Annotated in this window: 25 protein-coding genes; 8 read left to right on the plus strand and 17 right to left on the minus strand. The window is 49.0% G+C overall.

Features of this window, described 5'->3' with window-relative positions:
* Positions 1 to 72: 72 nt before the first annotated feature.
* A complete protein-coding gene (locus FCL47_RS05690; RefSeq protein WP_205747232.1) occupies positions 73 to 219 on the plus strand; it encodes a hypothetical protein in 147 nt (48 codons plus the stop codon).
* A 38-nt stretch (positions 220 to 257) separates the two neighbouring features.
* On the opposite strand, the gene FCL47_RS05695 is transcribed toward FCL47_RS05690, so the two are convergent.
* From FCL47_RS05695 to FCL47_RS05725, 7 genes are all read right to left on the minus strand, one after another.
* Positions 258 to 1406, minus strand: coding sequence for a glycosyltransferase family 4 protein (locus FCL47_RS05695; RefSeq protein ID WP_136812506.1), 1149 nt, complete (start codon positions 1404 to 1406; stop codon positions 258 to 260).
* Positions 1382 to 2383 carry a mitochondrial fission ELM1 family protein gene (locus tag FCL47_RS05700; protein ID WP_136812507.1) on the minus strand — a complete coding sequence of 334 codons (1002 nt, stop codon included), beginning with the start codon at positions 2381 to 2383 and terminating at the stop codon, positions 1382 to 1384. Before FCL47_RS05700 ends, FCL47_RS05695 begins: the two co-directional genes overlap by 25 nt.
* Before the next feature lie 18 nt (positions 2384 to 2401).
* Entirely contained in the window at positions 2402 to 4609 is a 2208-nt protein-coding gene (gene pilB, locus FCL47_RS05705) for a type IV-A pilus assembly ATPase PilB (RefSeq protein WP_240744147.1), read from the minus strand.
* Between the two features lie 422 nt (positions 4610 to 5031).
* Positions 5032 to 6213, minus strand: coding sequence for a cysteine desulfurase NifS (gene nifS / locus FCL47_RS05710; protein WP_136812509.1), 1182 nt, complete (start codon positions 6211 to 6213; stop codon positions 5032 to 5034).
* Positions 6213 to 7055, minus strand: coding sequence for a Fe-S cluster assembly protein NifU (gene nifU / locus FCL47_RS05715; RefSeq protein ID WP_136812510.1), 843 nt, complete (start codon positions 7053 to 7055; stop codon positions 6213 to 6215). Before nifU ends, nifS begins: the two co-directional genes overlap by 1 nt.
* Positions 7056 to 7150: 95 nt before the next feature.
* Positions 7151 to 8887 (minus strand): phosphoglucomutase, encoded by a 1737-nt coding sequence (locus FCL47_RS05720; protein WP_136812511.1) that lies wholly within the window; start codon positions 8885 to 8887, stop codon positions 7151 to 7153.
* A gap of 82 nt (positions 8888 to 8969) precedes the next feature.
* Positions 8970 to 9134: a Trm112 family protein gene (locus FCL47_RS05725; protein ID WP_136812512.1), complete on the minus strand. Its 165-nt coding sequence runs from the start codon at positions 9132 to 9134 to the stop codon at positions 8970 to 8972.
* A 232-nt stretch (positions 9135 to 9366) separates the two neighbouring features.
* On the opposite strand from FCL47_RS05725, the gene proC reads away from it, so the two are divergent.
* Positions 9367 to 10182: a pyrroline-5-carboxylate reductase gene (gene proC / locus FCL47_RS05730; RefSeq protein ID WP_136812513.1), complete on the plus strand. Its 816-nt coding sequence runs from the start codon at positions 9367 to 9369 to the stop codon at positions 10180 to 10182.
* Positions 10179 to 11048, plus strand: coding sequence for an NAD(+)/NADH kinase (locus FCL47_RS05735; RefSeq protein WP_136812514.1), 870 nt, complete (start codon positions 10179 to 10181; stop codon positions 11046 to 11048). The genes proC and FCL47_RS05735 overlap by 4 nt, the downstream gene beginning before the upstream one ends.
* Positions 11049 to 11054: 6 nt before the next feature.
* Here the strand turns inward: FCL47_RS05735 and FCL47_RS05740 are convergent, their stop codons facing one another.
* Complete coding sequence (locus FCL47_RS05740; protein ID WP_136812633.1) at positions 11055 to 12443, minus strand: sigma-54 dependent transcriptional regulator; 1389 nt, start codon at positions 12441 to 12443, stop codon at positions 11055 to 11057.
* 16 nt (positions 12444 to 12459) lie between these two features.
* Positions 12460 to 13326 carry a PHP domain-containing protein gene (locus FCL47_RS05745; RefSeq protein ID WP_136812515.1) on the minus strand — a complete coding sequence of 289 codons (867 nt, stop codon included), beginning with the start codon at positions 13324 to 13326 and terminating at the stop codon, positions 12460 to 12462.
* A 366-nt stretch (positions 13327 to 13692) separates the two neighbouring features.
* Between FCL47_RS05745 and FCL47_RS05750 the strand changes: the two genes are divergently transcribed.
* The 3 genes from FCL47_RS05750 to FCL47_RS05760 are packed head-to-tail and all read left to right on the plus strand — an operon-like array spanning position 13693 to position 15991.
* The gene (locus FCL47_RS05750) at positions 13693 to 14472 is read left to right on the plus strand and encodes a hypothetical protein (RefSeq protein ID WP_136812516.1); all 780 of its coding nucleotides are present in this window, start codon (positions 13693 to 13695) and stop codon (positions 14470 to 14472) included.
* Between the two features lie 14 nt (positions 14473 to 14486).
* Complete coding sequence (locus tag FCL47_RS05755; protein ID WP_136812517.1) at positions 14487 to 15152, plus strand: FlgO family outer membrane protein; 666 nt, start codon at positions 14487 to 14489, stop codon at positions 15150 to 15152.
* An 8-nt stretch (positions 15153 to 15160) separates the two neighbouring features.
* Positions 15161 to 15991: an SDR family NAD(P)-dependent oxidoreductase gene (locus FCL47_RS05760; RefSeq protein ID WP_304992066.1), complete on the plus strand. Its 831-nt coding sequence runs from the start codon at positions 15161 to 15163 to the stop codon at positions 15989 to 15991.
* 50 nt (positions 15992 to 16041) lie between these two features.
* Here the strand turns inward: FCL47_RS05760 and FCL47_RS05765 are convergent, their stop codons facing one another.
* The 3 genes from FCL47_RS05765 to FCL47_RS05775 form a co-directional block, all read right to left on the minus strand.
* Positions 16042 to 16740: a DVU0298 family protein gene (locus tag FCL47_RS05765; RefSeq protein WP_136812518.1), complete on the minus strand. Its 699-nt coding sequence runs from the start codon at positions 16738 to 16740 to the stop codon at positions 16042 to 16044.
* A 65-nt stretch (positions 16741 to 16805) separates the two neighbouring features.
* Positions 16806 to 17879: a DUF4388 domain-containing protein gene (locus FCL47_RS05770; RefSeq protein ID WP_136812519.1), complete on the minus strand. Its 1074-nt coding sequence runs from the start codon at positions 17877 to 17879 to the stop codon at positions 16806 to 16808.
* An 11-nt stretch (positions 17880 to 17890) separates the two neighbouring features.
* Entirely contained in the window at positions 17891 to 18220 is a 330-nt protein-coding gene (locus FCL47_RS05775; protein WP_136812520.1) for a hypothetical protein, read from the minus strand.
* A gap of 221 nt (positions 18221 to 18441) precedes the next feature.
* Between FCL47_RS05775 and FCL47_RS05780 the strand changes: the two genes are divergently transcribed.
* Both FCL47_RS05780 and FCL47_RS05785 read left to right on the plus strand, forming a co-directional pair.
* Positions 18442 to 18990: a shikimate kinase gene (locus tag FCL47_RS05780; RefSeq protein WP_136812521.1), complete on the plus strand. Its 549-nt coding sequence runs from the start codon at positions 18442 to 18444 to the stop codon at positions 18988 to 18990.
* Positions 18991 to 19248: 258 nt separating this feature from the next.
* The gene (locus tag FCL47_RS05785; RefSeq protein WP_240744149.1) at positions 19249 to 19608 is read left to right on the plus strand and encodes a nitrous oxide-stimulated promoter family protein; all 360 of its coding nucleotides are present in this window, start codon (positions 19249 to 19251) and stop codon (positions 19606 to 19608) included.
* 106 nt (positions 19609 to 19714) lie between these two features.
* Here FCL47_RS05785 and FCL47_RS05790 read toward each other — a convergent pair whose 3' ends face one another.
* From FCL47_RS05790 to FCL47_RS05810, 5 genes are all read right to left on the minus strand, one after another.
* Positions 19715 to 20611 (minus strand): phosphoribosylaminoimidazolesuccinocarboxamide synthase, encoded by an 897-nt coding sequence (locus FCL47_RS05790; protein WP_136812523.1) that lies wholly within the window; start codon positions 20609 to 20611, stop codon positions 19715 to 19717.
* Between the two features lie 37 nt (positions 20612 to 20648).
* The gene (locus FCL47_RS05795; protein WP_136812524.1) at positions 20649 to 21500 is read right to left on the minus strand and encodes a DUF3108 domain-containing protein; all 852 of its coding nucleotides are present in this window, start codon (positions 21498 to 21500) and stop codon (positions 20649 to 20651) included.
* Positions 21500 to 22378 carry a UbiA-like polyprenyltransferase gene (locus FCL47_RS05800; protein ID WP_240744150.1) on the minus strand — a complete coding sequence of 293 codons (879 nt, stop codon included), beginning with the start codon at positions 22376 to 22378 and terminating at the stop codon, positions 21500 to 21502. Before FCL47_RS05800 ends, FCL47_RS05795 begins: the two co-directional genes overlap by 1 nt.
* Positions 22379 to 22505: 127 nt before the next feature.
* Positions 22506 to 23354 carry a menaquinone biosynthetic enzyme MqnA/MqnD family protein gene (locus FCL47_RS05805; protein WP_136812525.1) on the minus strand — a complete coding sequence of 283 codons (849 nt, stop codon included), beginning with the start codon at positions 23352 to 23354 and terminating at the stop codon, positions 22506 to 22508.
* A gap of 27 nt (positions 23355 to 23381) precedes the next feature.
* Positions 23382 to 24617: an amidohydrolase family protein gene (locus FCL47_RS05810; RefSeq protein ID WP_167496378.1), complete on the minus strand. Its 1236-nt coding sequence runs from the start codon at positions 24615 to 24617 to the stop codon at positions 23382 to 23384.
* Between the last annotated feature and the right edge of the window lie 12 nt (positions 24618 to 24629).

Below are 24629 nucleotides of genomic sequence, written 5' to 3' on the forward strand. Positions count from 1 at the left end.
ACATTCATAAATGACTATTAATAAAAGGTACACCCTATGCCCAAAACGACGATCCATCCCCCCGGGGACAAAATGCAGAAAGCAATCAAGGAATTTTCAGAGCTGGTAGAGGAAAAGCCGGAGACAGCACGCTGGAAACTGCTTGAAAAAGTGGTTAAAAAATTCGATTTGTCGCCCAAGGAGTGTGAATTCCTCGAACGCCATTGTAAAAGGGAATAACTGTTATTGCCAACTGAGAGGCAGTCTGCTTTTTCAGTTCAGCGTCTTTTTTCCTGCCGGGCCTCATAATAGAGTGCAACAGTTTTTTCACACATGATCTGTGCAGTGAAATGTGTATTTACCCATGCCTGCCCCTGTCGACCCATTTTTTCAGCGGTGAGCGGGTCCGAGAGCGCCTCGCTGATAGCCTCCGCCATCGCTCTTGCATCAAGCGGCGGCACCAGCCAGCCGGTCTTCCCCGGCATGACTGTCTCCAGACTGCCGCCATGGGCCGTCGCGATAATCGGTTTGCCCATGGCCATCGCCTCGATGGCCACTTTGCCAAACGCCTCCGGCCTGGTGGAAGACGCCGAAACAACGATATCCGCCAGAAGCAGTGCCGCAGGCATATCGCTGCAGTGCCCTGCGAGCAGAACTTTATCTTCGAGCCCGTATAATTGTATCTGATCACGCAATTTCTGGGTAAATGCCGGATGTTCTTCAGTATCTCCTACGAGCAGACAGACAAACTCCCGGTCTTTGATGAGAGCGAGACTTTCAATCAGAACATCTTGACCTTTCAACTGGGTAAACCTGCCGGGAAGAATAATAACGGGTCTCCCTTCATGGCCGGTCAGCCACCTATTATGTAATTGCCGAATGCGATCAACTGAAACGGCATCAGGAGAAAATGCTCTGCTGTCAAATCCACCATAAATCAAGCTGATGATCTGAGGATCAACCCGGTAGTTATCGAGGATATGCTTTTTTATAATCTCCGATACAGCAACCACACGTTCCCCTTTGGTCATTATCGCTGAATAAAAATTTATGGAGTGAAAGCCATGAAAAGTGGTGATAAGCGCCGGTCTTTCGGAAGTCGGCAGAAGTTTCCAGGCAAGATAGCCCACCCAGGCCGGCAGGCGTGATCGCAAATGCAGCACATCAACCTGCTCCGCGATCAACAGGGAGCGCAATTTCGAAATATATGGCAGACAACGCACACTCTTTTCCCCAATATGGGGCCAGGTTATATGCACGCACCCGGCCTGCTCCAGTTGTGCCACCAGTCGGCCCCCGCCGGAGATGACTATGGATCGATGCCCATGCGCTGCCAGGTAGACGGCAAGATCAAAGGTCTCCCCCTCTACCCCGCCCTCGTCAAGTTCCGGCAGAATTTGCACTATTGTAAGTTTTCCGGCCACCATTTCGCTAAGATCCGCTCAGCACATCGTTGTGCTTCATTAAGGTTTTGGCCGTCGCCCTGGTTCATCTTACCCTCTTCCCATGTGGCAAAGGGGGTTACCAGTTTTTTATTGATCAGAAGAAGTTCGTTTCTTCTGAATTTGCTGTTTTCACGCAGCCATTGCATGGGAAAGATGCCCACCCGACAGCCAGCGGTAATGGCCTCATAAATCATGGAAATAGAATCGGCGGTCACCCACACCACACTGTTTTTGTCATATTGCTTTTCTATCCAGCCGGGAGGGGTGTCTCTGTAATCAAAAAAATGGATGTTATCGTATGTCTCCGAAAGCGCAGAGATCAAAGCCACTGTTTCGTGCGGAGTCCTGGGAGAGGAAGAAACCGTCCAGATTTTTCCCGTATCCGTGCTCACTATTTTTTCGACCATCTCGACAATCTGGCGACTCTCCCATCGATGGCTTTTGGTATCCACCCCACCCAGCAGAATCAGGCCGCATTCTGCCTGGTGTTCTCTTTTGTCGATCGAAGCATTAGGAGCACCAACGGTGAGTGCAATATTGCCGCCCTCACGCTTGCCGTCATGTTCCGGCACAAAACACAGATCGAACCGATGCTGCAGATACCAGGGCGGCGTCATGCAGGTAACAGCAGGAATTGCATATTTTTTCTTGTAGAAAAGGACCGGAAGATGCGTACGGCTGCCGGTACCAATCAACAGATCGGCCTCAGCAATTCTCGGGTCATCCGCCCCGCCCACACTCCCGGGGAGCAACAGACGAATCGTTTGCAGCGCCTCATCCAGCAGGGCCAAACGTCCGACCTTTATCGAAACAATCTCGACGGAGCATCTTTGTTGAAGCGCATGGATGATGCCCATGGTCTGTTTTTCATGACCGGGTCGCCCGTCAAGCAGCGCCACTACGCGCAGCTCCTTCTTTACCGATTTAACGCTTCCCACTGAGGTCGAGCCGGCCAACATAACCAAACCTGCTGCCGTCTACGATCTGGCCTGTTGCGGCGGCGGTCCGGTGGGCGGTCGACGCCCTCCACCGGCAAGTTTGACGATGATCTGGTTGGATTTTTGTAAACGCCTGGTCATGGTCTTAAAGAGATAATTGGAGACATCTGGATATTTTTCTATTATTTCCTCAAGCTTGTCTCCGGGAAATCGTTTTACCGTCGATCTTCCCTGGGATATGATCGAGGCAGTTCTATGCTCTCCGGTAATCGAGGCCATTTCCCCGAAATATTCTCCGGGTTCTGTGAGTTCGGCAATTTTTTTGCCGCCTTTGACGACCGTAAGACCACCACGGATCAGTTTGAAAAAATCTATATCCTTATTCCCCTCCCGGATAATGACATCGCCGTCTTCATACTGCTCCTCATCCGGATTGACCATGTATGCCGGCAGGCTATCTTTATGGGCGACCGTTCGCCGCAGGGCTTCCTCGATACTGGTAATCCCCGCCCTGACTTTCTGCAGGGCCGCTTCCCGCAGCGGCGTCATGCCCTCCTTGACTGCTACCTTTCGCAGCTGGTCCTCAGGAACCTCGGCACTGATCGCTTTGGCAACCTCCTCGGTGATTTCCATCAGCTCGAAAAAACCGACCCGCCCTTTATAACCGAGGTTATTACACTCCTGGCAGCCGTTCGGTCCGTATATTGTCAGATTGGCCACCTCTTCTTCATGGAAACCGACCTTGATTAGCTCCTCAGGGGAATATTCGACGATTTTTTTGCATTTTGAACACAATTTCCGTCCCAACCGCTGGGAAAGCACCATGCTCACGGAAGAAGCGAGCATATAGGGTGGAATACCAATATCGACCAGACGACCGATAGTAGCAGGACTGTCGTTGGTATGGAGCGTGGAAAAAACGAGATGGCCGGTCATGGCTGCCTTAATGGCAATTTCAGCCGTCTCAATATCCCGTATCTCACCTACCATGATTATATCTGGATCCTGCCGGAGAAAAGCCTTCAGGGCAGCGGCAAAAGTCATGCCTACTTCCTGATGGACATTGACCTGATTGATACCTTTAAAGTTGAACTCGACCGGATCCTCGGCCGTGAGGATCTTTATATCTTCACTGTTCATGGAGTTAAGGGCGGAATAGAGGGTAACCGTCTTGCCTGAACCGGTAGGACCGGTTACCAGCAGCAAGCCCTGGGGATTACTGAGACATCTTTTCAGCATTTCAAAGGTCTCAACCTCAAAACCGAGCTTAGTGAGATCGACATTCAACGAAGATTTATCGAGAATACGCAGAACCACCGATTCGCCATACAAAGTAGGCAGGGACGAAACCCGAAAGTCGACGGATCGATTCTTGCCCATGCGCATCTTGATGCGCCCATCCTGGGGAACTCTTCTTTCGGTGATATCCAGGCCGGACAGAATCTTCATTCGGGCGACCAGGGCATTTTTAATGGTCAGAGGCAGATTCATCGTTTTAAACAGGGATCCATCCTTACGATAGCGGACCTGCATACTTTTTTCATAGGGTTCGATATGAATATCGGATACCCCATCCTGGACAGCTTTGATCAGAATACCGTTTACCAGTTTGATAATGGGTGCATCCGATGCGGCGAACTGTTCGCCTGTGTCGTCGGTGTCGTCGACCTCCAGTTCAAAGTCGTCGGCGGCTTCAGCAACGATCGAACCAAAATCATCGACATTGGTTATATCGAGTTCGTCTTCGACTTCTTCTTTAACACCTAGAAAAGACTCTGCTTCCTCCTCGCCAATGCCATAATATTTCTGATAGGCATCAACAATATCCCGCTCTGTCGAGACACAGACGGATAACTCCATATTCACCAGATTCTGAATCTCCTCCACCGCGGTGGAATTAGAAGGTTCAGCCATGGTGATCTGCAGCGTGTTACCGGCCATGCGCATGGGAAAGGCCAGGTATTCTTTGACCTGCTCATATTTCAGCAGTTTGAGGGCTTCCTTTGAAGGCGGTTCGTTCTTGATAACAACTGCGGGATAATTATGCTGACGACTGAGAAAGGTAAAAACGGTGTTTTCGTCGATATATTCCAACTGCCGTAAAATGGTACTAAGCCTGCCGCCACTTTTCTGCAGTATTTTCTTGGCCGCCTCCAGCTGCGTCGGGGTTATATAGCCCGCCTTGCTTAACAGCTCGCCAATCTTAATTTTTCCTGCACCCGACTGATCCTTCACTGTCTGTTTCATTGAGGATCGACGTTGTGTCCCAGTACTTCTTAGCGCCATAACCGATAACCATTAAAAATATAGAATTGTGAACCATTGCAAAAGAAGGCTCAAAAAAACACGCCACTCTTAAAATAAACCACACAATCCGTCCAGATAAAAGGAATTCCTATTCATGAGGATGAATAACACAAAAAAAAAATCTTCTCACCTCGATGCTGCATAGAGGTAAGAAGATTCAAAGAAAATTCTTTTAGTGGCGGCGATTAATAATTTTGTGCTTTTAAAGAAGTCATCCCGTGAGGGACATTACCCCGCTCTTTGCAGCGGGGCAGGAGGGTGCTGTTGCGTACGCCAAAAGAATTATGGGTCATACAACTCGACGCTATCAGTAATCTTTCAAACAGTATGCGCAAAAACAAAAGAAACGAGGGCAGAACGCCTCATCCCTTCCAGAACGGTGACATTTTCCTCAAAGACGCTATGATGGCAGGCATTTTTTCAATTACAAAATCGACCTCTTCTTCGGTGTTATAGACACTAAGAGAAAATCGGATTGAGCCATGAGCTGCAGTAAAGGGAACCCCCATCGCCCGAAGCACGTGCGACGGCTCGAGAGACCCTGACGTACATGCGGAACCTGATGAAGCACAAATCCTGTGTTGATTCATGTGCAGCAGAATTGCTTCACCTTCGACAAACTCAAAACTGATATTTGCGGTATTGGGTAAACGGGCTGTTTTGTGTCCGTTCAGCATGGACTTTGGCACTTTTGCCAATAAGCCTTCTTCGAGCTTATCACGAAGCTGCTTTACCCTCCCGTTTTCCTCAGCCATTTTCTCGCCGGCAAGCTCACAGGCGCGACCCAGACCAACAATCGAGGCGACGTTTTCGGTACCTCCCCGTCGACCACTTTCCTGGTGACCTCCGGTTAAAAATGGCACAAAGAGCGTCCCTCTCTTAATATACAGCACCCCTATCCCTTTGGGGGCATGCAGTTTGTGGCCTGACAAGGACAAGAAATCAATATCCAGTTGGGCCAGGTCGATATCTATTTTGCCAACAGCCTGCACTGCATCAGTGTGAAAAAGAATACCTCTCTGTTTGGCCATTGCGGCCATTTCTTCAACCGGGAATATGACACCCGTCTCGTTATTGGCCCACATCACACTGACAATGGCCGTATCGTCGGTAAGAGCTGCTTCGTATTCGGCCATATCCAGCATGCCTTCCGAATCAACTTTCAATCGAGTGACCTTGTATTTATGACCGGTTACCGTTTGCAGACTGTCGCAGAGGTTTTTAACCGCTGGATGTTCAACCCTGGTTGTGATTACGTGTCTTTTTTCGGGAAAGGTCCGCAACGCCGAAAGGATCGCAGTGGAATCACTCTCGGTGCCGCAACTGGTAAAGGTTATTTCCTCGGGATCAGCCCCCAGCAGGTCTGCCACTTTTTTCCGTGCCGTCTTGACTGCTTCTCCTACCTGGCCGCCGAAGGTATGCATGCTCGACGGATTACCGTAGGACTCCGTCAGATATGGCATCATTGCCTCAACAACTTCCGGTGCAACCCGAGAAGTTGCATTGTTGTCCATATAGATGGTTTTTGGGTTTGCCGAGGCCATTAATTCTCTTCCTCCACGATCAAGCTTTCCAGAACTAGTTCGCGTAATTTCTTTTCCACATATTCCTTTATGGTGGTTTGCGACTTATGACAGCTTTTACAGGCTCCGCGCAGGGAGACGATGACAAAATCACCATCCACATCAATCAGCTCAATATCTCCACCATCTTTTCTAAGGCCTGGCCGAATCTCCCGCTCAAGGACTTCCTCTATTTTCTTTATCTTCTGCAGCGAGGTCATTCTCTTCGGTTTAAGCTTTACATTTACCGGCACCGCTGATTCCTTGCCGCTTACAGTTTGTTGTAAGATTTCCCGCAGCTTATCTTCACATTTTCCGCATCCGCCGCCAGCCTTGGTGAAATTGGTGATTTCTTCAACAGAACGCAGGCTCGATTCTTTTATGGCCCTGATAATCTCAAGATCGGTCACGCCGAAGCATTCACAGACAATTTCGCCTTGCGCCATCGGTAAAACCTGACCGCGATAGTCGGCAATCGCCGCCTCCAGGGCCTCGCGACCCATTACGGAACAATGCATTTTTTCTTTTGGCAGCCCGCCCAGCGCACTGGCAATATCTTCATTGGTAATTTTCGCGGCTTCATCCACCGACATACCGGTTACCATATCCGTCAAAACAGACGATGATGCAATGGCACTGGCACAACCAAAAGTCTTAAATTTGGCTTCGGTAATGATATCGTCCTTATTAATTTTAAGCGTCAATTTCAACGCATCTCCGCAGGCAAGCGAACCGACATCCCCTGTCCCGCTCGGCTTTTCAATTTCTCCCACATTGTGCGGGTGAAGAAAATGTTCCTGCACCTTGTCAGTATATTCCCACATACACAGCTCCCGAATTTAATAGAATAAATATATTTTTTACTACAAGCTGACAATAATACCTGAACAGCAAAAGGCAACCAGCCTGAAGAGACGCTTTACAAAATTCCAATCTCGGTCAGCATTGCTTTTGCAGCGGTAACAAGTTCAGCTGTTCCGCTTGCTGTCCTGGATTCAACATAAAAACGGACCTTAGGCTCTGTCCCTGAGGCGCGTATCATCAACCAGGACCCATCCTCAAAGACCATTTTTCGACCATCGATGGTGATCACTTTTCTAATGCGCCGGACCGAATCACCGATCGCCACAGTGCTGCCTTCACCATATTTTTCGAGGCCGGCCAGAAGAGACTGCAGTTCTTCCCCCTTGGCACGCACCTCGATCCCGTCTCGATCCGGATAAAAAGCACCAAACTGGCCTTCAATCTCACGCAGATAGTCGCCAAGGTTCATTTTCGTGGCAAGCATCATCTCCAGAGCAAGGAGCAGACCTATATAGGCATCCTTTTCAGGGGTATGTCCTATTATCGATATCCCGTCTGATTCCTCAAAATAAACCAGGGCACTGCCTATAACCGGCTTGAAATTTTTAAATCCGACACTTGGTTCAAACAACTCTTCCTGAAAATTCTCGGCGATACTGTTGGCCAGATTCGAGGTGGCGACCGTTTTCGCCACCATCCCCTTTTTCTTTTTATATTCGTGGAGAAAATGATAGGCCATGGCGCCAAACTGGTTCATGCCTATTTCCGTGTGTCCATCGGTAAAACGGATTCTGTCCCCGTCCGGATCAATTATCGCACCCAGTTTCAGCGGTTCCTTCCGTTCCTTGAGAATACGCACAACTTCCTGCATATTGGCGGTCGATGGTTCCGGGGCCACCCCGCCAAAGGTTACGTCCGCATTATTGCGCAGCAGAATCAACCGGGAGCATGAACAGTCATTGAACAGAGCATGGATGTGCAGACGGCTCGCACCATGCACGCAATCGACAGCGATAACCATGTCGTTCTGCTTTAAAAATGCACCGATTGAACCGTTAAGATCCAAACCATGCGCATGGTGGTTCTTTTGCACCAGATTTTTCCAGCATTCGAGAGAATCAAACGGCTGCACATGATCAAGAACCTTTATGTCCTCTGCTGAACGGCACGGAATCGTCGTATAGGAAAATTTGCCGCCGGCAAGGGCGCGAGCATTGCCGGTAATCCTCGCGGTAATCTCCGATGCCGCAGGCCCGGCATCGGCTGCGTTGAACTTGTATCCGCCGTACTCCAGAGGGTTGTGCGAGGGCGTGAGGTTGATCGAAAAAGCCGCACGCTTCTCCAATACCGCCGCTGAAAGCACTCCGGTGGTTGATTCTCCGGCATACTGCACCGTAAAACCGCCACTGCTCAGAACAGAAGCCACCTGACAGGCTAAAAGCTCGCCGGCAAACCTGTTGTCAAAGCCGAGTACACACCCACGTTTTTGGGCTTCAGCCAGGCTTTTCACCCCAAGCAAAGAGCCAAGATCAGGGTCACTGTCGACGGCCTGGTACATTTGCACAATTGCGGTTGTGACCAGGGCCACGGAATGGCAAAACACATCCTTGCCCAGTTTTCCCCGCCAGCCTGAAGTGCCAAACGCAATCAATTGGGTCGGCTTACCTTGGTTTTCCAGAATTTCCCGTCGAACCAGATCATATGCCGCATCAATTGGCTGTTGCCAGACCGCACCTTCGTTTTGTCTGTTGGCTACCAGTTCTTTTATCAAGCCAAAATAATCGCTCTCGGCATGGTTTCCTTTAACCGTGAAGCGGTCAAACAACAGGGTCGATTTTTCAGCAATGGACATGCTCTCCCTCCATTTCAAACGAGCAACCGATCTTAAATGCTGTACAGGTCAAGAGACCTTCACTGTGAGATAAAAATATAAGCTATTCTATTTTTTTGGCCTTATCGATGAGCATGATCGGGATATCATCTCTGATTTCATACAAAAGCATGCACTTTTCACACACCAATTCTTTGTCGTCTTTCAGTTTTACCGGGCCTTTACACTGGGGACAGGCCAAAATTTCTAATAAGTCTTTATGGATCATTCGTTCCTCTCGATTTATGTTTTTTTTATGGTGAGACTTCAACCCCGCGAAAGTTTTTTGCGCGATACATTATTTCCACGTCACTCAGCAAGGCTTGTATACGCTGGTTATATGAAATTGGTAAATGATTGAATAAATGTATTGGATTTGATATTTACCTGAAACCGATTATGATTGCATAGAAATTTTTCTTTTTCATCCTTCCAGATATTCCACTCAACCGAGGAAAATTATGAAACAGCAGATAGGTTTTATTGGCGGCGGTCAGATGGCTGAGGCGTTGATCAGAGGAATTATCGCCTCAGGTCTGTACCGGGAAAACGATATCCTCGTGGCCGAACCTAATGACTTCCGGCGTGACCATTTGGAACAAACCTACTCGGTTAAGACTTTTGAGAGCAATGTGCCGATTTTTGACAACTGCCGAATCATCATTCTTGCTGTCAAGCCGCAGACCATGAAGGCCCTGCTGCTTGACTGCCGAGAACGGGTCCAGTCGCATCATATTATGATCAGTATTGCCGCCGGTCTGCCAATTTCCTTTTATCTGGAAACAATAGGTAAAAACGATACGAAGATGATCAGGGTTATGCCGAATACACCGGCATTAGTGCTGGAAGGCGCATCAGCTCTCAGCAGAAACGACAATGTCAGCGATGAGGAATTACGGGCAGCCGAGGAAATCTTTCTCGCCGTTGGCGAAGTTGTTATCCTGGACGAGGTACATCTTGACGCGGTAACCGGGCTGAGCGGCTCAGGTCCGGCCTATGTCTTTTCGTTCATCGAGGCCCTCATTGACGCCGGGGTAAAATCCGGACTTACCCGGGTTGTTTCCGAAAAACTCGCACTGCAGACCGTCTCCGGTTCGGTGAAACTGCTCAAAGAAAGCGGCGAACACCCGGCAGCACTGCGCGGCAAGGTTACTTCACCCGGTGGAACAGCCATCACCGCCATACATGTTCTAGAAAAAGTCGGTTTTCATGGCATTATCATGGACGTGGTCGAAGCTGCGGTCATTCGCTCAAAAGAGCTCGGTAAAGTGGAATGACCGGCAAAAAAACGGTTTTCAGAACTGAGACCAGCCTCGTTATCAGCACAGTCGGCATCATCACAAAACTCGACGATGCCCGGTCCGACAGTTACGCAGCAACCTTGTCGGATTGGTTACAGCAGCGGAATATCGTTGTTTATCTCAATGAAATCACCCCGCGTCTCGACATAATCATTGTCCTGGGCGGGGACGGGACCCTGCTGCATATAGCCGAAAAAGCCGCTCGACACGCAATCCCGGTGCTGGGTATAAATCTCGGCAATCTTGGTTTTTTGACCGAATTGACTGAAAAAGAAACATTTCAAGCCCTTGAACGTATCCTGGCGGGGGAGCTGACCATTGAGAACCGGCTGATGCTCAAGGCACGACTCATCGCCAAAGATCAGGTCACCGACTATCGCTATGCCCTCAATGATGTAGTCATCACCAAAAATGTTCTCGATCGACTCCTCCGTCTTTCGACCAAAGCTGATGACGAATACATCACCACCTATAAAGCGGACGGCCTGATATTTTCTTCCCCTACCGGATCAACAGCCTACAACCTTTCTGCCGGTGGACCACTGGTGTATCCGGGACTTGCGACCATCACCGTGACCCCAATCTGCCCTTTCATGCTCAGCAGCAGACCAATTATTCTGCCGGCGGATAAGCGCATCAGAACCCGTTTTGATGCCGGCCGCGGCGCCGAACGGGCCCAGATCATTATTGACGGCCAGGCCTTCTGGGAAATGCGCGACGGCGACGAACTGGAAATCGAAACCGCCGGACAAACGCTGCAGCTGATCGTCTCTTCGACCCGGGATTATTTTACCATCCTGCGCAACAAACTGCACTGGGGCGTTTCCGGAGAACGATCCTGACCCGTCTCACTTCTTCTTTTGAATCTGGTACTTCTTCATCTTATACTGAAGAAGACTTTTGGTAATACCGAGATTCTCTGCTGCCCTGGCCTGCACATAATCGGTTTCGATCAAGGCCTGAGTGAGCATTTTTTTCTCTACTGCATAAAGGACCTCGTTCAGTCCGGCATTCTCAGGAACTATTTGGCGCAGATCCATATCCTGGCCCCATGCCGGCCGCTCGTCGCTATACAGGGTATCCGGCTGAACATCTTCAGCTTCTATAACATCGCCCGAGCACAATATTGCCGCCCGCTCAATGGTGTTTTCCAGCTCCCGGATATTTCCCTCCCAGGGGAGTTTCATCAGCAGTTTCATGGCGTCACCGGAAATTCTCAGGGCCGGTTTCGCGAGCTCTTTCTGATATTTGGCGATAAAAAAATCAGCGAGAAGCCGCATATCGTCCATTCTTTCCCGCAGGGCTGGCAGATTAACCGGAATAACATTGAGCCGGTAGAAAAGATCTTCTCTGAACCGACCTCCGGCAACTTCCTCCCGCAGATCCTTGTTTGAGGCGCTGATAATACGTACATCAACCTCAATGGTTTTTCCGCCGCCGACACGTTCAAAGGTTTTTTCCTGCAGAACCCGCAGTAATTTGGCCTGCAGCGCAAGGGGAATTTCACCGACTTCATCGAGAAAAATTGTGCCCTGGTCGGCAAGCTCGAAGCGCCCTTTGCGCATGGAGACCGCCCCGGTAAATGCACCCTTCTCGTGACCAAAGAGCTCGCTCTCCAGCAGATTATCCGAAAGCGCGGCACAATTGACGGCAATAAACGGTTGTGCTTCCCGCGGACTGTTCATATGGATTGCCTTGGCAACCAGTTCCTTGCCGGTTCCACTCTCGCCGGTGATGAGGACCGATGCATGGGTAGGTGATACCTTTTCTATAAGCTGGTAGACCTGCAACATCTTTGGATTTTTGCCGACCATGCCGCTGAAGCCGCTTTTACCTTTGATCTCATCCCGCAACCGGGTATTTTCCCGGATAAGCGAATAATGCTGGGCGCCTTTTTTGAGAGTTATTATCAGCTCATCATTGGAAAAAGGTTTGGCAAGATAGTTATAGGCCCCGGCCTGCATGGCCGCGACCGCCTTATCCACCTCGGCAAAGGCAGTTATAACAATAACCGGCAGGTCAGGGTTCTTGGCCTTTATTTTATCTAAAAACTGCAAACCATTCATATTGGGCATCTGCATATCAGTGATGACAATATCAAGGTCTACATCATCGATTATTTTCAGTCCCTGCTCCCCGTCAGAAGCGGTGAAAACTTCAAAACCTTCATCCTTCAGCAGCTCCGATAGAACGACGAGATAATTTGGTTCATCATCAACTACCAGGATCGAGTACATCGTCATAATTGTCCTTTTAACACCTTTTTTTGTTGTTATGCCTGCTTTGTTCAGCGCGCTGTTTCATGTCGACGAGCAGCTTTGCCGGTACGGACACATTCTTCCCGCCGGCCAGAGTTGTCCCGGGCCTGATGCTCCCGTGGAAATCACTCCCTCCGGTCATCAGCAAACTATATTTTTCGGCAAGAGCTATAAGCCTTTTTCGAAATGACCTTGAGTGATTGGGATAATACACCTCAATTCCATCTAACCCCATATCGCGCAATTGTTGCACCGCATAATCAAGGTTATCAACCGATTTATCGAGTTGCAGCGGATGAGCCAGTACAGCAACTCCCCCAGCTTTCTGAATAAAGGAGATGGCTTCTTTTGCCTCATAGACAAATCTGGAAGTATAGGCGAGCCCTCCCTGGCCAAGATATTTTTCAAAAGCTTCATCCATCGATTGAACAAAGCCTTTCTCCACCATGAGCCGTGCTATATGCGGTCTGCCGGTTTGTCCGGAGCCGGCGGATTCTTCCAGTTCATGTAATTGAAGAGCAAGGCCAAGTCGGTTGAGCTTCACGATAATTTCTTTATTTCTCGCAATTCTTCCAACCTGAAGTTGTTCCAGGGCTATATGGAATTCCCTCTGTCGATAGTCAAAAAGATATCCAAGTATATGCACGTTATGATTTGAATACTTCACACTCAACTCAATCCCCGCGACAACTTCCAGGCCAATATTCTGACCCGCGGCAAGAGCCTGATCAACGCCATCAATAGTATCGTGGTCGGTAATCGCAATAGCCGACAAGCCCTTTTTATGAGCATAATGAACGAGTTCGACCGGACTCATGGTCCCATCGGACGTTGTCGAGTGGATATGGAGATCTATAGACATTAATCCAACGTGTTGTAAAAAATGAGATAACGGAAAGATTCGATTCTGGTACACAAAGGTACCAGTTTGCTGTCTCTCCTGATAGTATAAGTATTTAGTGACTTAGAAACAGTTTTCTCGTGCTTTTTACGACAAAACTGATTCGAGAAGGAACTTATCCCGCGCTCGTTAGCGGGATGAGATCATTACGCATCCAAACAATTCCGAAACAAAAAAGACATCCCTTTGATACAGGAACACTCCTTCATTTGCCAGAGGATTAGTATAAAACAGCGCTTTAAAGTCACAGAATTCTCTTTACTTTTTCGCCGACAGACCGATACAGTTTCTATGCAATATACATTTCAAAGTCAGCGGAGAATCTCCATGCGGTCGTTTTATATCTGTCTTCCGTTAATCTTCCTGCTGTGCAACTGCAGCAGCAGGATCCCGGAACCAATAAGTTATCCCTATTCGCAACAGAAAAAAATGCAGGCAGCTTCCCATTGGGATGTCCTGGCAAAAGATCTGGCAAATCGCATCAATAATCAGCTCATCCTCACTGAGAATCACGACAAAGCGGTCTTTGTCAAGACGCCCTGCGGCGACGAAAATTCCTCTTGTCAGGCCAATGAGACGAGTACCTTCAATGAAGCATTCCACGATTTACTTATCACCAACCTTTTCGGTTATGGTATACCGACCAAAAGTCAGGCCGATCAGCAAGCAATCGAGGTGAGCTATAAAGTGCAGGTCGTCTACCACAACAGCGATCGGGTCCGCAGCCTGCAGCCGGGCCTGCTGACCGGGCTGTCTGCTGCCGTCGTAGTGCTCCGTAATGCACCCGTCGACCTGATACTCCTTGCCGCTGGTGCCGCAGCCGATGTCGCCAATACCAGTCTGGTTGACAGCGGCCACTACGAGATCATTATAACGACCTCCATGATAACCGATAGTCAATATCTCTTCCGGGCATCTGATATCTATTATATTAATGAAAAAGATTTCTACCAGTACCAGCAGAGTATGCCCCAGACAAAAACTATCAAACTCACCAGCAAAAGCGCGCCAGGAACAATGGATCCCTTCCCGCAACCAGCTTCCATTGCCGTCCGCCCCGCCAAGACCGACACCGGTAAGAAAACGGTTTCTAAAACAGCACTGTAGAGTAGAATCAAGCCATGCACAGAGAAAACAGCACCAGCCTATTTTTCACGAAATTTTCAGTACAGCGACTCACTGCCCTCACGGTGCTAACCGGCATTCTGCTGTGGTACTGCGGCTGCACTTCCTTTAACGGCACCCGGCTTGAACCGTTCCTTGGCGGGGAAACCGACCTGATCCAGCTGTCCTACAGCATTGCCGACCACCTGGCGGAGAGAACCATGCCGCCTATGATACCGCACCAACCGGAGATGCCTGTCCTGGTTACCACCTTTGTTGACAATAACGACCTGGAACAAACGTCGCACTTCGGCCGTGTTCTCCAGGAACACATAACATCAAGACTGGTTCAACTTGGCTATACGGTCAGGGAGATGAAACTGGCCAATACACTTCATATAGAACCGAAATCAGGCGAGACAATATTGACGAGAGACCTGTCCCAGCTCAGCGCGGGGCAACAGGCTCAAGCCATACTGGTCGGGACAATCTCAAGGTCCGACCGAATACTGTATATTTCCGCCCGGCTGATAAACCCGGTCAACAACAATATTCTCGCCACCGATGATTACCGGCTGTGTATGGACGATAACATTCTCGCCATGTTCCGCCTGCAGCGTCAGGATGCTATCGACACACCGATTGCGGAACCAGCTCGACCCATCCTCAACTCGATTTTATAAATACCCAGATGATGCGCCTGCAAGGAAAAAACGTTCTCATCCCAGGGGCTTCCCGACCAATTGGTCGGGCTATTGCCCGAAAATTTGCAAACCATGGGGCAACTCTCATCCTGCCGGTCTATGACTGGCCGGAGTCCATTGCAGAAATGGAAGCGGAGTTTACCGCGGCCGGGTACCATTACCTCACCTTCCCTGCCGATCTGCGGCAAAAAAACGCGGTAGTGCAACTCAGAGAATTTATCAGCAGCCAGACAGGGACAATTCATTTTCTTATCAATAACATCGAACGCGGCGGCATGCCTGTGGTCCACGGCAGCTATGATCTCCCCCACAACACGGATCAGTGGGACACTGAATTCGACACTACGGTGAAGGCTAAATGGCTCCTTTTTCATCATCTCTTCCCGCTTCTGCCAAAAGAGACCGGGGGAGCGGTAGTAAACATATCGTCAATCGCCGGTAACACTGGACGAAGCGGACCGGCGGCAGTCTTTTTTAACGACGGCTACAGTGCCGCCAACAAGGCCATCCAATCGTTTACCGAGACCTGGGCCCGGCAGGCAGCACCTGGCATTCGCGTCAACGAACTGATGCTCGGCCTCATAGAAAGCAGACATGGAGAGGGTACGCGAGGGTGGGCGAACCTCTCCAGACAGGAAAAAGAGGCAATTTATGACACCATTCTCCTTGGCCGTACCGGCTATGTGGACGAAGTTGCCATTACCGTCTACTTTTTAGCAGTTGAAGCCACGTATATTACCGGGGCAATTCTACGCATGGATGGGGGCTTTATTCTCGGTGGCAGCAAAGTGCCACCGATGCCGACAGGAATTCTTTGAGAGATGAGGTTCAATAAAAGGTGATGAATGAGATCTCCGGCCGTATAGCCCTAATGGACCCCGAGCGCTTGCCGGACAAGTTCTGCCACTGATATTTCTTTTATTTCGTTATCGATAAAGAGACGCAGTGGTTCCTGACACGTCTCGAAGCGACAAATGGCATCAATCTCAGCCGCAACACCCAGCAGCCCCAGACACCTTATAGCTAAGCCAACGACGTGCATATCGGAAGACTTGAGGTAGGCACGCAGATCAGCGACTATTCCACGTTCGAGCATCTCCTTTTGGTGCTCCTGACAAAGTCTGCCGATGCCCCACAGCAGTCCTCGCTGAAGCAGGGGCAATTCAAGATAATTACCGTCCTCAAAAAGATTTTCGCCGTCCTCGCGCATATATGATATAAGCATATGCAGGTATTCATGACGCAGCCTGGGGTTATGACACATTATCTCGCCCATTGCTTCCGGCGATCCCCAGCCTATCCCTCCCGATTCATCATTGAGTGACCAGAGAAAACGGCGCATGACAATCCGGGCAGCCTCCATCTCTTTTTCGGCCATGGCCGGAACCAGCCATCCAAAACAGAGCACTGCATTCCATCGAGCTCTTTCAACCGGATCACAGAGTGCAAGAAACAGAGGATTGAGCAGACTATTAGCCGGGTATTTTTCCAGTTCTGGTAATATCTCTGCAAAATTCGCCTTCTGCAGAAGGTTCAAGACATCGTTTTTCAACAGTCTTCTGTTCATCACCAATTAACCTATGCGAAAAAATAATCATTGGCTGTTTCGTGCATGACTGCAGGATGTCCGATTCAATGATGCGTGTCATCCAGGCGCTTCATTCCTTCCATAAGCATACCCATAAAACCGCCAAGAACATCGAGCGATTTTTCCTTGGCCGTTAACCCCTGGCTGAAATTAAACCGTCCGGTGTCGATGGTAAGTATCTGGTAGAAAGCTTCCCTGCCAACCATAGTATCCAGTTCGGCATGCACCAGTTCCCCCTCATTGAACATGATCAGGGCCCTTTTGTCCTCACTTTCAATGTTGAGTTTGCCGGTTTTCTGATTGGAGTTAATCATCTGGCAGAGTTCCACGGGCGAGATATCCGAGAGCTGCCCGACCATCCCGGAAGCCAACTCTTCGGCCCGCTGCATATTCATTTTGGTGATCCTGCTGACGAGCAATTTATAGAAAAATATCTGGAGAGCGGGAAAGCGGTTAAGCACATGCCGGAAGTTTTTTTGATTCATAACGGCAACCTGGCATGTCTCCGCAGTCATGATGGTCGCGGAAACGCGGTCCCCGGAAAGCAGGCTCATCTCCCCGAAGACTTCACCTTTCTGCAACTCCGCAATGGCTACACCATTATCATCAATAACCTCTGCCTTGCCGGATAAAAGGATAAACAGCCGGTCGCCCGGATCACCCTTTTGCGCAATGGGAAACTGCCAGGGATATTCATTGAGTTCCAGCAGAGTGGCAAGATCAAGAAGATCTTCCGGAGAAAGGGTGGAAAAAATATCCACCGAGCGAAGCAGCCCGGCAAAACTACTTGTTCCTTTAATTTTCTCACGTCGCTCAGCGGCGGCGAGCAACTTCATCTGCAGCGTGGCAAAGCCTTTATCCTTTTTATATTCAAAACGGATCAATCCAGTACAACCGCCGCATTCGAATTTGGCTTTTTGGTTCATTCCCTGGGAATAATTTTCATAGCTGCTTCCAGCCGATGCTATCTCAATTAATTCTTTGGCAAGGGTCAAGCAGGTGGGTTTACCTGCCGGCAAGGACAGGCCACCTTCACTCAACTTCAGTTCTTCACGGACATTGTACAGAGGACAATGGTCTTCCTCCGTTATGATAAATATACCATTTCTAAACTGCATAATAATCCTGATTAATCTGATCTGCCAAACAGGAGATAGATGACAAAACCCAACACCGCGGCTCCCCCAAAGATAACCGGCAGAATTTTTTCAATTTGGATCTCACCATTTACCAGCAGTGAATTCATATAATCCGTGCCGGAAACCCACCAGATTGCGACCAATATGGTAATAATGATAAGATCCTTCCACTTTTGCCTGAAAAGCATATAGCAGACCATCAGACCAAAGGGAATGATAAACCACGGGTTAGTAAATAGCCCCGCAAAATCGACATCTTTGATCTGTTCCTGCAGATGTGTTGCCACAAACCATTCCTGGAGGTTTGTAAAAAATTGCATATCCTTTATCTCCGAGGTAAAGAGAGCGTTGCTGTTTGTTGTGTTGCTGACGACTGGTGATTTTCACCTGCAGAAGTATAGCATAATTGCCCTGCATTTTCCCTATACTAAAATTGCGACAATACCACAAAAATAGAAATCCCAGATAAAGTATTGCGATAAAAACCGCCTGCTATACTGTGTCCACTAGAAACATTTAACAAAGGTCCCTGAAAACCCATATGAGTAAAGAAAAATCCAATATCATATTGATCGGAATGCCTGGTTCCGGCAAAAGCACCGTTGGAGTAATCCTAGCAAAAATGCTGGCGAAAAGATATCTCGATACCGATATTTTAATCCAGAATATTGAAAAAAGAAGCCTGCAGGACATCGTTGATAAAGAAGGTCATATGGCACTGCGGGAAATTGAACAAAGAGTACTGCTCGGCGTACACTGCCGCAACCATATCGTATCTACAGGAGGCAGCGCCGCTTACAGTGAGCCGGCGATGATGCATCTCAAGCGAGACGGAATTATTGTTTTCCTCGATGCGGACCTGCCGGCTCTGGAGCAGCGAATCCATAATTATCAGACCAGAGGCCTGGCCAAACGACCGGAACAGAGCTTCCAGGATCTGTTCAATGAAAGGTTGGCGCTGTATGAAAAATATGCCGACATAACCGTGGAGAGTTCAACTCTGACCCAGGACCAGGTCTGCGATGCTATCGTTGATCGACTCTGGATCAATCCTCCATATGTCTCGTGCAAGACACAACCCGCGGCGTGATCACCGCTTGCCAGAAATGAAATATTTCGGAGTCGCTGTTATCTGTGCCAATCCCGCCCAAAAGATTTGCGGGATTTTTTTTTAGTACTCGCTCGACAGGTGCTCTGTTAAGTACTCGCTCGACGGGGAGAAGTTCCTTGATAATATATTTCACTAATCCCGCCCAAAAGATTTGCGGGATAAGTTCCTTCACGAAATACTGTTCTTGTAAAAAGCACAAGAACAGTATTTCTAAGTCACTAAAAAATGGAAGTCGTCATGTCCCTTTCTCCCCGCCTGGATCGTGAATTAAAAACAATTACGGTTATGGTGCAGATATATTGTCGCAATCATCATAAGTCTGCCGCGACACAGGCTAATACACTATGCGAAGATTGTAGCGGCTTTCTCGAATATGCCCGGAAAAGACTTGCCCATTGCCCCTTTGCACAGCAGAAGCCGACATGCGGCAACTGCACTATCCACTGTTATAAGAAGGATATGCAGGCCAAGGCAAAACAGATAATGCGATATTCCGGTCCGAGAATGCTTTGGCGTCATCCGATACTCGCCATCTTTCATCTTCTTGATAGCCGGAAAAAATCCCCAGATCCCAGTCACCGGCACCAAAAAAAGTGAAATTCCGGATAACCGGGAGTTCCGGATCAGCTGCCAGTTCCCTGGCAGCTGATCTCTTTTGTCCACTCCCGTATCAGTCATACAACGGACGTCAAGACTGTAGCATTTACTGTTTGCCGGTAATCTTCTGCACTGCTTCCTCGTATCGCAATCTGGTCTTTTCCGTGATCTCGCGCGGCAGAGGCGGTGGAGGCGGCGTTTTATCCCAGGTTAAGGACGAGAGATAATCTCGCAAAAACTGTTTATCAAAACTGGGCTGAGACTGCCCGGGAGTATAAAGGTCAACGGGCCAGAAACGCGACGAGTCGGGAGTGAGAACCTCATCGATCAAAATAAGCCTGCCGTCAATTTCGCCCAGTTCAAATTTGGTATCAGCAATGATAATTCCCCGGGAAAGGGCATAGTCAGCAGCTTTTTTATAGAGAGCGAGACAGGTGCGAGCGATCTCTTCGGCCCGATCAACGCCGACAATCTCCTGCATTTGCGCCAGGGATATGTTTTCATCGTGATCGCCAAGCTCCGCCTTGGTTGATGGAGTAAAAAGCGGTTCGGACAGCTTATCTGATTCCTGCAATCCCTGGGGCAGATGAAAGCCGCAGACCAGCGGATTCTTTTTATAAGCACTCCAGAACGAGCCCGAGATATAGCCCCGGACGATACATTCTATCGACAGCGGTCTGGTCTTTTTTACCAGCATCGACCTGCCCTGCAACTGCTCGGCATATGGCTTACAGACCTCCGGATACTTAGCGACATCGGCGGTAATGAGATGGTTTTCAACAATATCTCCCAACAGATCAAACCAGAAAAGTGACAACTCGGTTAATATCGCTCCTTTTCCGGGAATGGCGTCGTCCATTATGACATCATATGCCGAGATTCGATCTGTTGCGACCATGAGTAATTTGTCATCATGGCCGGGTATACCGTACATATCGCGGACTTTTCCTCTGTGCTTGAGGATCAGGGTCGGGAAATCGGTGGTGAGTACCGGTGTTGTCATGTTCTGCTGCTCCTTTAAATCCGTTCTCGAATTATTTTTATTTGATTCCAGCCTGATACCGTGTGCAGGCGGGATTTTTGTATGCCCTCAGTTCAGCCGTCAGGGAACCGATCACAATTTTAGAATGTATCCGAACCGGGACCCGGCATTCATCGTCAGTGTACCAGATCACCGTGTCGCCCCGCTTATCGTACAATCCCCTGAAGGTCATTACCGGCATGATCGCAACTGCTGTAACCGGGCCGATAGCGGTCTGCTCGATTTTTTCTTTTGCAACAACATTGACCACGACTTTTACCCTTCGTTTATCGGCAAAAGTTGGCACTATAAAGTGGCTGCCGACGACCAAGGGCATCAAGCGGCTGTTGAAAAAGGCGGAAAACTCGTTGTTTGTTTCTCCATTAATGTAATACTCGCCATCAAGCCGGTCATTTTTCATATACCGAATATATCCATTTTGTTGATGATATTCGATCACCCGATGCGCCCTGTACCGATAGCCTTCTTGTTGCCAGATTTCATAATAATACGGGAGCCTGGCCGCTCCCTTAACTTTTGTTACATGTAAATCTTCAAGAGGATAAATCCAGTTCAAAGCACCATTTTTTGTAGAAACTGCCGCCCTTATTTCGTACCCATCTGCAATTGTCGGCAACGAATTGACTTCCAGGGTCAATTCCCCGATTTTTATTCCCCCCGTCCAGGAAACATCATAGACAAGTTTCTCATGTCCGGAATAGCCGATAGGCAGGAGTTGCGATTCTATCACTCCCAATGGTGGATCAGCTACGGTCTTTGTCTGCAAGGGGGTATCTGCCGACCAGGCTTGCCCCGCCTGCATAAAAAAAACCGCCAGTATAATGCCGACATGGACAATCAGCCTGATCATTAATCGCCAAGGGTAGCCAGAGAAAGCCAGGTGGCAATAAAGACGGTAATGCTGATAAAGCCGTTCATCGAAAAAAATGACGCATTAATGCGTGATAAATCTTCGGGCTTCACCAGAATATGCTGGTAGAGAAGGGCCGCCGATGCCAAAGCAATGCCCAGATAATAAAAAATATTTAGCCCGGCGTAATAGCCGGTTAAGGCGAAGAAAACAAAGGCCAGGATGTGAAAGCCGCCCGCCAGGCGAAATGCATTTTTTTTGCCCATCCGCGAAGGCAGGGAATGCAGCCCTTCCCGCCGATCGAAATCAGCATCCAGACAGGCATAAATGGTGTCAAAACCAGCCACCCAAAAGATAACCCCGACAGAAAGGACAAAGGGATAGTCAAGCAGGCTGCCTTGCACGGCAACCCATCCGCCCAAGGGGGCAAAAGCCAGAGCCACGCCAAGGATCAGGTGGCAAAGGAAAGTAAACCTTTTGGTAAGGGAATAAAACAGCGTCAAGCCAAGGGCAAGAGGAGACAACAGCAGGGTGAGTTGATTGAGGTTCCAGCAGGCATACAGAAACAGTCCGCCGGAGGCAAGAATCATCGCCCAGGCCTCAGAAAACCTGACTTCTCCTGCAGGCAGCGCCCGGCTCGCGGTTCGTGGATTAGCCTTGTCGAACCTGTAGTCAACAACTCGGTTAAATCCCATGGCGCAGGTCCTGGCACCAACCATGGCGACAATGATCCACAGCAGTGACCTGCCATCAGGGATGCCTCGAGAGGCAAGAAATGCGCCGGTTAAGGCAAACGGGAGGGCAAAGATGGTCAGCTTGAACTGGATCATTTCCAGCAAAATCAAAACCTTTTTGCCAATAACAGCTAGCTTTTCCATCTTTTTCGATTGAGTATTAAAAGACCGGACTTACTGGTGAAACGCGACAACCCCTTCGATTCAGCCTCGCCCTGCATTTCTATTTGTATCGTACCGGCCATGGAAACAGTCGAGATCCGTCTCCAGTTCACTGGAGATTGGCATAAATTTTCAGAGGCAGGGCTTTCTTGTCAATATCTCCACGCTTTATCAGAAAGTCAAAAAACGTTTCCAGCGCTTTACGTTTCTGTTCGCCAAGATCGTACTCTATTCCGCTCAGGTATTGGTAACATTTTTTCTTGGACATCGGTATCCGCTGAGCTGCAAGGGCACATATCTCTTCGAGATCTTTTTTCCCTTCGTCCCGGCACTTCAGCAGGTGGCGATGTATTTCAGCCAGCATTTCTGGCTGGCCGGTACAAAACTCATCACGAACGACACACAGAGCAAAAACAAATGGCAGTCCGGTTTTATGTTTCCAGATATCTGCTAAATCATACTCATACAGATACGTCGATTTTTCAGCAAGTCTCAGCGCATCGTCGCCGATAGCCAGTACGGCTTTAAATTTTTCATCAATGGGACTCTGGAGATCTCCGGTCGAATAGCATGGCTGTACCCCTTGAAATTCCTCGAGAATGATCTTTACCAGGCTGACTGAGGTTTCCGACTGGGCACTGAACAGCACGGGGGCTTTATCAAGCTGGCTCATGGGTACATGGGAAAAAAGAAAAACCGACCCGACCGGCCCGTTGGCGCTTATGGAAAGCCCCGAAAGTATCTTGTATTTTTCCGAGTGTCGACCGTATTCGTAACTGGAGACAAAGCCCATGTCAATTTCCCCTGCCGCCAGCTTTTTGTTTAAGGTGGCTGGAGGAGCCTCCACGAGTTGCCATCTATCAGTTTGTACCGTGCTTTTCCACTTTTCATGAATGGGCGCGGTGTTGAGGTAACTAACCATGCCGATCCGGGCAACAGTTTTTTCTGACTCTTTCATATACAGCACCTCTGGTTTTCAACAAATTCAATCATAAACACTCGAGACCCACTCAATTTCCGCCGGTTTTCCATTTGCAACCAGTATATCCATCAGGTGTGCACTGTCATTGCAGATACGAAGATCCGGAGATGAAACATGGATAAATTTTGCACTTCGCCCTACCGCGAGACTGCCATATTCGGTCTCATGCAAAAGAGCCTGCGCGCCACCCATTGTCGCCATGGCCAGGATATCTGCGGGGGCAATACGGGTATGGTTCACGGCCAGTATCTGCATTTCGCGCCAGATATCGAGCGACTGATTCGAGGCAGCGGAATCACTGCCCAGTGCGGGCAACAGGCCAAGATCAACCATCAGTTCCACCGGCGCATGTCCGTTTGCCAGAAACCCGTTACTGCCGGGACAAAGGCAGATTTTAGCGCCACTGTCCTTGATCACCAGGAGCTCTTTTGCAGAAACATGGACGCAATGAACCAGAAGGGTCGTATCATCCAGCAGACCCAGATGAGCAAAGTATTGTATAGTACCGGAAAAACCGGTCTCGGAAAAAGGAAATATGCCATCCCAGCTGCTTTTCTTCTCCAGAAAATCGCGAAAACAGCCCGTGCCGGTCTGCAAAAATTCACGTTCATCTGCACATTCACACGCATGGATAGAAAAGATATGCTGCAGCCGACGACATCTCTTTTTAATTTCTTTCAGGAGATCAGGAGCGGTTGAATATGGAGCGTGGCCAGTGGCGGCGGTGTTTTCATCAAGGTGCAACAGGTTTGTCATTGCCGCTTGACAACCCTTTTTATTCGGTCCGATAAATTCAAGCATCCTGACAATTTTGGGCTGCAGCCCGCCGGCGACACCATCCAACTCATCGTATTGTTCATTGCCGATATCACCAATCAGCGCCACCCCGGAGTTATATTGCTCTTTCAGCGCTGTCGTAAAAGCGGCGACAATTTCGTCTCGACTCTCTTTATTTTGCGCTCTCCGAGCAATCAGTGCATCTATCCATTCGGTGAATTTCTGCGCCGGCAGCGAACAAAAACCTCCGGCCAGATGCGTCAGCTCCAGGTGCATGTGCGCATTGACTAGCCCCGGCATGAGCACACAGGGGTACTTGATTTCTGAGGATTGCGGATATTTACCAATAATATCGTCCCGCCTGCCAATATCGAGTATACGGCCGCCGGTGACAACGATGCTGCCATCACGGATAACCGGGACGGCCACAGGAACAACCCATGGGGCAGAAATAATTACCATTTTTTCCATTGG

Origin of the sequence: Desulfopila sp. IMCC35006, from assembly GCF_005116645.1 — a bacterium.
Lineage (GTDB): Bacteria > Desulfobacterota > Desulfobulbia > Desulfobulbales > Desulfocapsaceae > Desulforhopalus_A.

What these genes read in the sequence shown, in the direction of transcription:
- FCL47_RS05690 (WP_205747232.1), top strand. Translation starts at nt 73, where the DNA reads ATGCAGAAAGCAATCAAGGAATTTTCAGAGCTGGTAGAGGAAAAGCCG.
- FCL47_RS05695 (WP_136812506.1), bottom strand. Translation starts at nt 1,406, where the DNA reads ATGGTGGCCGGAAAACTTACAATAGTGCAAATTCTGCCGGAACTTGAC.
- FCL47_RS05700 (WP_136812507.1), bottom strand. Translation starts at nt 2,383, where the DNA reads ATGTTGGCCGGCTCGACCTCAGTGGGAAGCGTTAAATCGGTAAAGAAG.
- pilB (WP_240744147.1), bottom strand. Translation starts at nt 4,609, where the DNA reads ATGAAACAGACAGTGAAGGATCAGTCGGGTGCAGGAAAAATTAAGATT.
- nifS (WP_136812509.1), bottom strand. Translation starts at nt 6,213, where the DNA reads ATGGCCTCGGCAAACCCAAAAACCATCTATATGGACAACAATGCAACT.
- nifU (WP_136812510.1), bottom strand. Translation starts at nt 7,055, where the DNA reads ATGTGGGAATATACTGACAAGGTGCAGGAACATTTTCTTCACCCGCAC.
- FCL47_RS05720 (WP_136812511.1), bottom strand. Translation starts at nt 8,887, where the DNA reads ATGTCCATTGCTGAAAAATCGACCCTGTTGTTTGACCGCTTCACGGTT.
- FCL47_RS05725 (WP_136812512.1), bottom strand. Translation starts at nt 9,134, where the DNA reads ATGATCCATAAAGACTTATTAGAAATTTTGGCCTGTCCCCAGTGTAAA.
- proC (WP_136812513.1), top strand. Translation starts at nt 9,367, where the DNA reads ATGAAACAGCAGATAGGTTTTATTGGCGGCGGTCAGATGGCTGAGGCG.
- FCL47_RS05735 (WP_136812514.1), top strand. Translation starts at nt 10,179, where the DNA reads ATGACCGGCAAAAAAACGGTTTTCAGAACTGAGACCAGCCTCGTTATC.
- FCL47_RS05740 (WP_136812633.1), bottom strand. Translation starts at nt 12,443, where the DNA reads ATGTACTCGATCCTGGTAGTTGATGATGAACCAAATTATCTCGTCGTT.
- FCL47_RS05745 (WP_136812515.1), bottom strand. Translation starts at nt 13,326, where the DNA reads ATGTCTATAGATCTCCATATCCACTCGACAACGTCCGATGGGACCATG.
- FCL47_RS05750 (WP_136812516.1), top strand. Translation starts at nt 13,693, where the DNA reads ATGCGGTCGTTTTATATCTGTCTTCCGTTAATCTTCCTGCTGTGCAAC.
- FCL47_RS05755 (WP_136812517.1), top strand. Translation starts at nt 14,487, where the DNA reads ATGCACAGAGAAAACAGCACCAGCCTATTTTTCACGAAATTTTCAGTA.
- FCL47_RS05760 (WP_304992066.1), top strand. Translation starts at nt 15,161, where the DNA reads ATGATGCGCCTGCAAGGAAAAAACGTTCTCATCCCAGGGGCTTCCCGA.
- FCL47_RS05765 (WP_136812518.1), bottom strand. Translation starts at nt 16,740, where the DNA reads ATGAACAGAAGACTGTTGAAAAACGATGTCTTGAACCTTCTGCAGAAG.
- FCL47_RS05770 (WP_136812519.1), bottom strand. Translation starts at nt 17,879, where the DNA reads ATGCAGTTTAGAAATGGTATATTTATCATAACGGAGGAAGACCATTGT.
- FCL47_RS05775 (WP_136812520.1), bottom strand. Translation starts at nt 18,220, where the DNA reads ATGCAATTTTTTACAAACCTCCAGGAATGGTTTGTGGCAACACATCTG.
- FCL47_RS05780 (WP_136812521.1), top strand. Translation starts at nt 18,442, where the DNA reads ATGAGTAAAGAAAAATCCAATATCATATTGATCGGAATGCCTGGTTCC.
- FCL47_RS05785 (WP_240744149.1), top strand. Translation starts at nt 19,249, where the DNA reads ATGTCCCTTTCTCCCCGCCTGGATCGTGAATTAAAAACAATTACGGTT.
- FCL47_RS05790 (WP_136812523.1), bottom strand. Translation starts at nt 20,611, where the DNA reads ATGACAACACCGGTACTCACCACCGATTTCCCGACCCTGATCCTCAAG.
- FCL47_RS05795 (WP_136812524.1), bottom strand. Translation starts at nt 21,500, where the DNA reads ATGATCAGGCTGATTGTCCATGTCGGCATTATACTGGCGGTTTTTTTT.
- FCL47_RS05800 (WP_240744150.1), bottom strand. Translation starts at nt 22,378, where the DNA reads ATGGAAAAGCTAGCTGTTATTGGCAAAAAGGTTTTGATTTTGCTGGAA.
- FCL47_RS05805 (WP_136812525.1), bottom strand. Translation starts at nt 23,354, where the DNA reads ATGAAAGAGTCAGAAAAAACTGTTGCCCGGATCGGCATGGTTAGTTAC.
- FCL47_RS05810 (WP_167496378.1), bottom strand. Translation starts at nt 24,617, where the DNA reads ATGGTAATTATTTCTGCCCCATGGGTTGTTCCTGTGGCCGTCCCGGTT.